Here is a 5,757-nt window from a genome sequence, read left to right as displayed (position 1 = left end):
GACCGCGCCCGTCACCGCGGCTTCACTTGGTCGGGCCAGCGGCCCGATGGGATGAGCATCGGCAGGCTGGTCGCCTCGCCGGAGCTGCGGGCCAATCTCGACGCCTGGCTGGCCCGGTTCGCCGCTCCTGGCATGTGCAACTCCGATGATGAAAGCCCTTGCATCGTAGGCGAACCCGACCAGAATCTGGCGAGTAAGGATTTGCGCAGTCATGCCCAGCGTCAACACGACGCGCTCAACGCGTTGGTCCGCGGACAGTTGGGCGACCCGAAACTCGGAGTGCACAACGGATTGCCGGTCACCGTTATCGTGTCGACCACGCTGCAGGAACTCATTGCAGGCGCCGGGCAAGCGCTGACCGGCGGCGGGACACTACTGCCCATGCGCGACCTGATTCGCATGGCCAGCCACGCCCACCACTACCTGGCTGTGTTCGACGAACACGATAGCCGCCCTTTGTATTTGGGCCGCTCCCGACGCATCGCCTCGGCAGATCAGCGGGTGGTGCTCCACGCCAAGGACCGCGGGTGTACGGCCCCCGGCTGCGACGTGCCGGGATACTGGACGGAAGTCCACCACGTCGATGATTGGGCCAGCGGGGGCCTGACCGACATCGACAAGCTGACTCTCGCCTGCAAACCCGACCACAAGTTAGTCGATAATGGCTGGCGGACAGTCAAACTCGCCAACGGCCAAACCCAGTGGATCCCGCCGCCACATCTCGAACACGGCCAGGCCCGGACCAACGACTATCACCATCCGGAACGCTTCTTCAGGCGTCGATCACCACACGACCGCCGTTAGCGCGCGAGACGCAGACCAGCATCTCGCCGTCGGCTTCTGCGGTGCGGCCGCGGCGGTCGATCTGCCCGCTGAGCACTTTGACCTTGCACGTACCGCAAAATCCTTGCCGGCAGGAATATGCCGTTGTCGGATCATCGTCGAGCATGACATCGAGCGCCGACCGATTCGCAGCGACGTCGAGCACCCGCCGGGAGCGCGCAAGTTCCAGCTGAAACGGGATGCCATCGACGACGGGAGCCGGACTGAACCGCTCGTAGTGCAGCGGCGCGTTGGCATGCTCGTCGCGGGCGATGCGCACCGACTCCAGCATCGGCGTCGGCCCGCACACGTACACCGCCGTCTTCGGTCCGGCGCCGACGAGCAATTCGTCGGCCGTGGCGAATCGGCCACGCTCGTCATCGGCCCATACGGTGACCCGGTCGGGATCCACCGACACCACCTCATCGAGCAGCGGCATGTACTCGCGACGACTACCTGCATAGACTGCGCGCCAATCGATCCCGCGCAGCTGCGCTGCCCGCATCATCGGTAGAACGGGGGTCACCCCGATTCCGCCGATCACGAACAGCACATCATGCTCGTCGCCGCCGAGATAGAACGCGTTGCGCGGACCTTCGAAGACCAGCGAGTCGCCCACGTCGAACGCATCGTGCATCTCGATCGAACCGCCGCCGCCGTCAGCGATCCTGCGTATCGCGATGCGGTAGTCGGTGCGCCGGCCGGGCGGACCGCACAGCGAGTATTGGCGACGCCGGCCCGACGGCAGCTGGACGTCGATGTGGCCGCCAGGCGTCCACGACGGAAGCAATCCGCCATCCGGGTCAGCCAACGTCATCGCGACCACATCGGGGGCGACGAGCTCGCGCCTGGTAACAACCGCGGTGTGTGTCCGCCCGACCGGCACTACCCGCGACGGTTTCCATCGAGTCGCCGAGGCGAACCCGCCGAGCACCACGCCAAGACCCCACAACGCCGTGTAGAGACGATCTCGCTTGCGGCGACCGTAGATGTCGGCGGGCCTGCTCGCCCAGATCGATTGCGTCACTCCGTTTTCCAGTACTCTATTTCTGCCGTAGGTCGTAGCGCGCGAACAACCGGACCAGCGAGGGACTGATGCGGCGCAACGCGTAGCCGACCCGGGATTCGGCCGCGATCGGTAACACAGGTGGGCCTGTCTTGACGGCCTTGACAATCGCCTTGGCGGTGGCTTCCGGTGTGTAATTGCGACGCCGGTAAGCGGCGTCGGCCTTCTGGCGGGCGCGCTCCTGCTCGTCGGCGGACATCCCGGCGTAGACAGTGCTTTTCGCGATATTGGTGTTGACGAACCCCGGACACACCGCGGTGACGGTGATACCTTCGTCGGCCAAGTCGGCGCGCAATGATTCGCTGAACGCCAGCACCGCGGCCTTCGTCGTGCCATAAGCGATCATCGACTTCGACGGTAGAAATGCCGCGGCCGACGACACGTTGATGATGGTTCCGCCTTGGCCGCGGTCGACCATCTGCGTGCCGAACACCCGGCTTCCGTTGAGCACGCCACACAGATTGACCGCCAAGATGTTGTCCCAATGCGCAGGCGTCGTCTCCAGGAACCGACCCGCCATCCCGATGCCGGCATTGTTCACCAGGATATCGACCACGCCATGCTCGTCGTTGACTTGTGCGGCAAGCGCGTTCATCGCCGTTTCGTCCCCGACGTCAGCCTGATAGACCGCGGCATCGCTGCCGGCGTCCTGAACCGCTACCGCAGTCTCCTTCGCCGCGGCCAGATCTCGGTCGACGATCACCACGGTTCGGGCACCTTTGCGGGCCAGTTCAATCGCGGTGGCCCGGCCTATCCCGGCGCCCGCCCCAGTGACCAGAGCGAGCTTGCCCCGCACGTCACGCCGCCCGGTGCCCACCACGGATGGACTCGACGACGCCGCCCCGCCGACGACTCGGTCGATCCACTCGCTAGTCAGCCTGGCGATGACGTCGGGACGCGAGGTCACCACCCAGTGGCCGCCCTCGATCGGAATAACTCTGCCACCCAACGGGATTGAGCCGGTGAACCGCTGCAGCGCGGGTGTGACGAACATGTCCTTGCGCGGCACCAACACCTGGACTGGAATGTTGGTCTGCGGCAGCTGCGCGCCGGGGGCCAGAAATGGCGCGGGCATGTTGGCCCGGTACAGGTTGAGGCCATTGACGTAGTCGCCGGTTGACCGTACTGCGGTGGGAGATTGGGTCCGGGTGCTCGAGTTGCCGATACGACCAAAGACGTCAATCACTTTCACGCCCAACCCGGACCGAATCATCAACTCCGGCAGACCGGGGCACAGAAAGAACCAGATGTATCCCGACGCCATGACCTGCCTGACCACGTCCAAGAGGCCACGCGGAGTGCGCGCTGACCGCAAGAACTTGCCCGCATAGTTCAAGTGCGGCCCCGAGATCGAAGTGAACGATGCGACCTTGCTCATCACCGTGTCGTCGGTCACTGCGGCCCAGCCCTGAATCGAGCCCCAATCGTGGGCCAGCAAGTGCACCTGGCCAACGCCCAGGCTGTCGATCACCGAACCGACATCGGAGATCAGTTGGGGGAAGCGGTAACCGGACCGGCCCGGCGGGCGTGCCGATTCGCCGGAGCCACGCACGTCGTACGCCACAATGTTGTATTTGCCGTTGTGGTGCTCCCCAAGGTATCCAGCCACGCCGTCCCACAGGTGGTGGTTATCGGGATAACCATGAATCGCCAATACGGTCGGCCGCTGCCGGTCGATCTCGGTGTAGGCGTGCACGGCCAGCGTGACGCCGTCGGACGCGGTCACGGTGGTGCGGGTCATCGATTCCTCTCGGCTCAATGGGAGGCGCGGGCCGCGGGTGAGATGGCGAGGTAGTCGACCGCCCGCTCGACCCCGCCCAGCTGTGACGGATGGAAATTCGGCTTGTAGTAGGCGCCGATGACCCGGACGAACCGCAGCGGACCAGGCACCAGTCCACGTCGCGCCGCGCTGAAGTAATCCCGCCAGCGCGCTTTGGCTCCCGGCGTCAGTTGCCGGTCCACCGAGTACATGAACCGAACCCCGCGCACCCACATCAACAGCATCATCGGCGTGACCACCAACTGGGTGCGCACCTGCCGCCAGTACCCGGCCCGTAGATGCTTCATCACGTCGAAGGCGACGGCCTTGTGCTCGACTTCCTCGGCCCCGTGCCAGCGAAGCATGTCCAGCATCACCGGGTCGGTGCCGATCGCGTCATGCTGCGGAGTGTCCAATATCCACTCCCCCAGGATCGCGGTGTAATGCTCGACCGCCGCCACGATCGCCACCTGCTCGAGCAACCAGCTGTGTCGTCGTCGCAGACCCCAGCGGGGGCGGTCGCCGATCAGCTTCTCGAAGAGCCAGGCGATCTGGTCGGTGAACGGCGTCAAATCGACGTTGTTGGCCGCGAAGTAGTCCAGCACACCGGAGTGCGCTTGCGAATGCATCGCCTCCTGACCGATGAATCCCTGTACATCAAGCCGCAATTGGTCGTCCTTGATCAGCGGCAGCGTCTTCTTGAACACGTCGACGAAGAACTCTTCACCCGCAGGCAGCAGCAGATGCAGGACATTGAAGACGTGGGTGGTAAACGGCTCACCCGGCACGTAGTGGAACGGCAGCTTGGCCCAGTCGAAGTCGACGTCGCGCGCCTCCAGGACCAACCGTTCGTAATCGGCCGGCGCCCCCCGACGTGAAAGATGCGGACCGACAGCGTCGTCGTTGACCGTGAACATCATGCATCCCTGCCTTCAGGCTGCTTTACAAATCGAGCCTAATGTCTAAGCTCCGTCGCTCAGCAGCATACCCGGTACCCCCGGTATCGGGAAATATGCTAAATCGGCGCCGCGCCCCGGAGGTGTTCAAAGATCAGCGACGTCTGAGTGCCCGCCACGTCGGCGTCGGCGTTGAGATTTTCGACGACGAATGAGCGCAGGTCCTCGGTGTCGCGAGCGGCGACGTGCAGGATGAAATCGTCGGCCCCGGCCAGGAAGTAGACATCCATCACCTGCGGTTTGTACCGGATCTGCTGAATAAAATCCCGGATCTTGCCGCGGGCGTGGGACTGCAGGCTGACCGAGATCATCGCCTGCAGCGGCAATCCGACCGCAACGGGGTCGATGTCGGCGTAAAAGCCGCGAATGACGCCCAGGTCCATCAACCTGCGAACGCGACCATGGCAGGTCGACGCGGCGATGTCGAGTTCGGCGGCCAGTGCGCTGTTGGTGATGCGAGCGTCCGCGTGCAGCAGGCTCAAAATTCTGCGGTCGATCTGGTCAAGAACAGCGGGCCGAAGATCCTTCGACGCAGCCGCGGAGGTGACGCCGCTTTCCGTTATTTCTACGGTCATCAGCTAATTCTACAGACGTGTCTTCGTGGTCTTTGCAGCACAATCGAAGTTTCTTCACAATTGAGTCATGCGCGTTGGAATCCCCACCGAGACCAAGAACAACGAGTATCGAGTGGCCATCACACCGTCCGGCGTAACGGAGTTGACCCGCCGTGGCCACGAGGTCTTGGTCCAGACCGGTGCCGGAGAGGGCTCAGCAACCGGCGACGGCGATTTCAAGGCCGCGGGCGCGCAATTGATCGCCACGGCGGACGAAGTGTGGGCCGAGGCCGATCTGGTGCTCAAGGTCAAGGAACCGACACCGATCGAGTACGCCCGGATGCGGCGCGGGCAGACCCTGTTCACCTACCTGCACTTGGCTGCCTCCCGTGCCTGCACCGAGGCGCTTTTGGCGTCAGCCACCACATCGATCGCCTACGAGACCGTCCAGGCCGCCGACGGCTCGCTGCCACTGCTGGCTCCGATGAGCGAGGTCGCCGGACGGCTGTCCGCCCAGGTCGGTGCCTATCACCTGATGCGCACCCACGGCGGCCGCGGCGTGCTGATGGGCGGCGTGCCCGGCGTCGAGCCGGCCAAGGT

At 64.4% G+C, this 5,757-nt stretch carries 6 protein-coding genes; 2 read left to right on the top strand and 4 right to left on the bottom strand.

All coding sequences use genetic code 11. From position 1 onward, the window contains the following. Positions 1-804, top strand: an 804-nt coding sequence (locus WAN71_RS14400) for a DUF222 domain-containing protein (protein ID WP_422225980.1), incomplete at its 5' end; no start/stop codon positions are given. Here WAN71_RS14400 and WAN71_RS14395 read toward each other — a convergent pair. From WAN71_RS14395 to WAN71_RS14380, 4 genes are all read right to left on the bottom strand, one after another. Further along, positions 773-1,849 carry a PDR/VanB family oxidoreductase gene (locus WAN71_RS14395; RefSeq protein ID WP_422225979.1) on the bottom strand — a complete coding sequence of 359 codons (1,077 nt, stop codon included), beginning with the start codon at positions 1,847-1,849 and terminating at the stop codon, positions 773-775. The two genes, WAN71_RS14400 and WAN71_RS14395, sit on opposite strands and share 32 nt — an antisense overlap. A gap of 16 nt (positions 1,850-1,865) precedes the next feature. Continuing rightward, positions 1,866-3,629 carry an SDR family oxidoreductase gene (locus WAN71_RS14390; protein WP_422225978.1) on the bottom strand — a complete coding sequence of 588 codons (1,764 nt, stop codon included), beginning with the start codon at positions 3,627-3,629 and terminating at the stop codon, positions 1,866-1,868. A 14-nt stretch (positions 3,630-3,643) separates the two neighbouring features. Next, complete coding sequence (locus WAN71_RS14385; protein ID WP_422225981.1) at positions 3,644-4,564, bottom strand: metal-dependent hydrolase; 921 nt, start codon at positions 4,562-4,564, stop codon at positions 3,644-3,646. Between the two features lie 98 nt (positions 4,565-4,662). Beyond that, positions 4,663-5,178, bottom strand: a complete 516-nt coding sequence (locus WAN71_RS14380; protein ID WP_422225977.1) for an Lrp/AsnC family transcriptional regulator — start codon at positions 5,176-5,178, stop codon at positions 4,663-4,665. Positions 5,179-5,245: 67 nt separating this feature from the next. On the opposite strand from WAN71_RS14380, the gene WAN71_RS14375 reads away from it, so the two are divergent. Next, positions 5,246-5,757 (top strand): alanine dehydrogenase (locus WAN71_RS14375; RefSeq protein WP_422225976.1); only part of this gene is annotated, 512 nt, incomplete at its 3' end.

The sequence above is a fragment of the Mycobacterium sp. genome (assembly GCF_049280035.1).
Classification (GTDB): domain Bacteria; phylum Actinomycetota; class Actinomycetes; order Mycobacteriales; family Mycobacteriaceae; genus Mycobacterium.
The sequence above is the reverse complement of the archived record's forward strand: the minus strand, read 5'-3'. Positions and strand labels throughout refer to the sequence as shown.

Coding starts and splice junctions, on each gene's coding strand:
- WAN71_RS14390 (WP_422225978.1), bottom strand. CDS start 3,629: ATGACCCGCACCACCGTGACCGCGTCCGACGGCGTCACGCTGGCCGTG.
- WAN71_RS14385 (WP_422225981.1), bottom strand. CDS start 4,564: ATGTTCACGGTCAACGACGACGCTGTCGGTCCGCATCTTTCACGTCGG.
- WAN71_RS14380 (WP_422225977.1), bottom strand. CDS start 5,178: ATGACCGTAGAAATAACGGAAAGCGGCGTCACCTCCGCGGCTGCGTCG.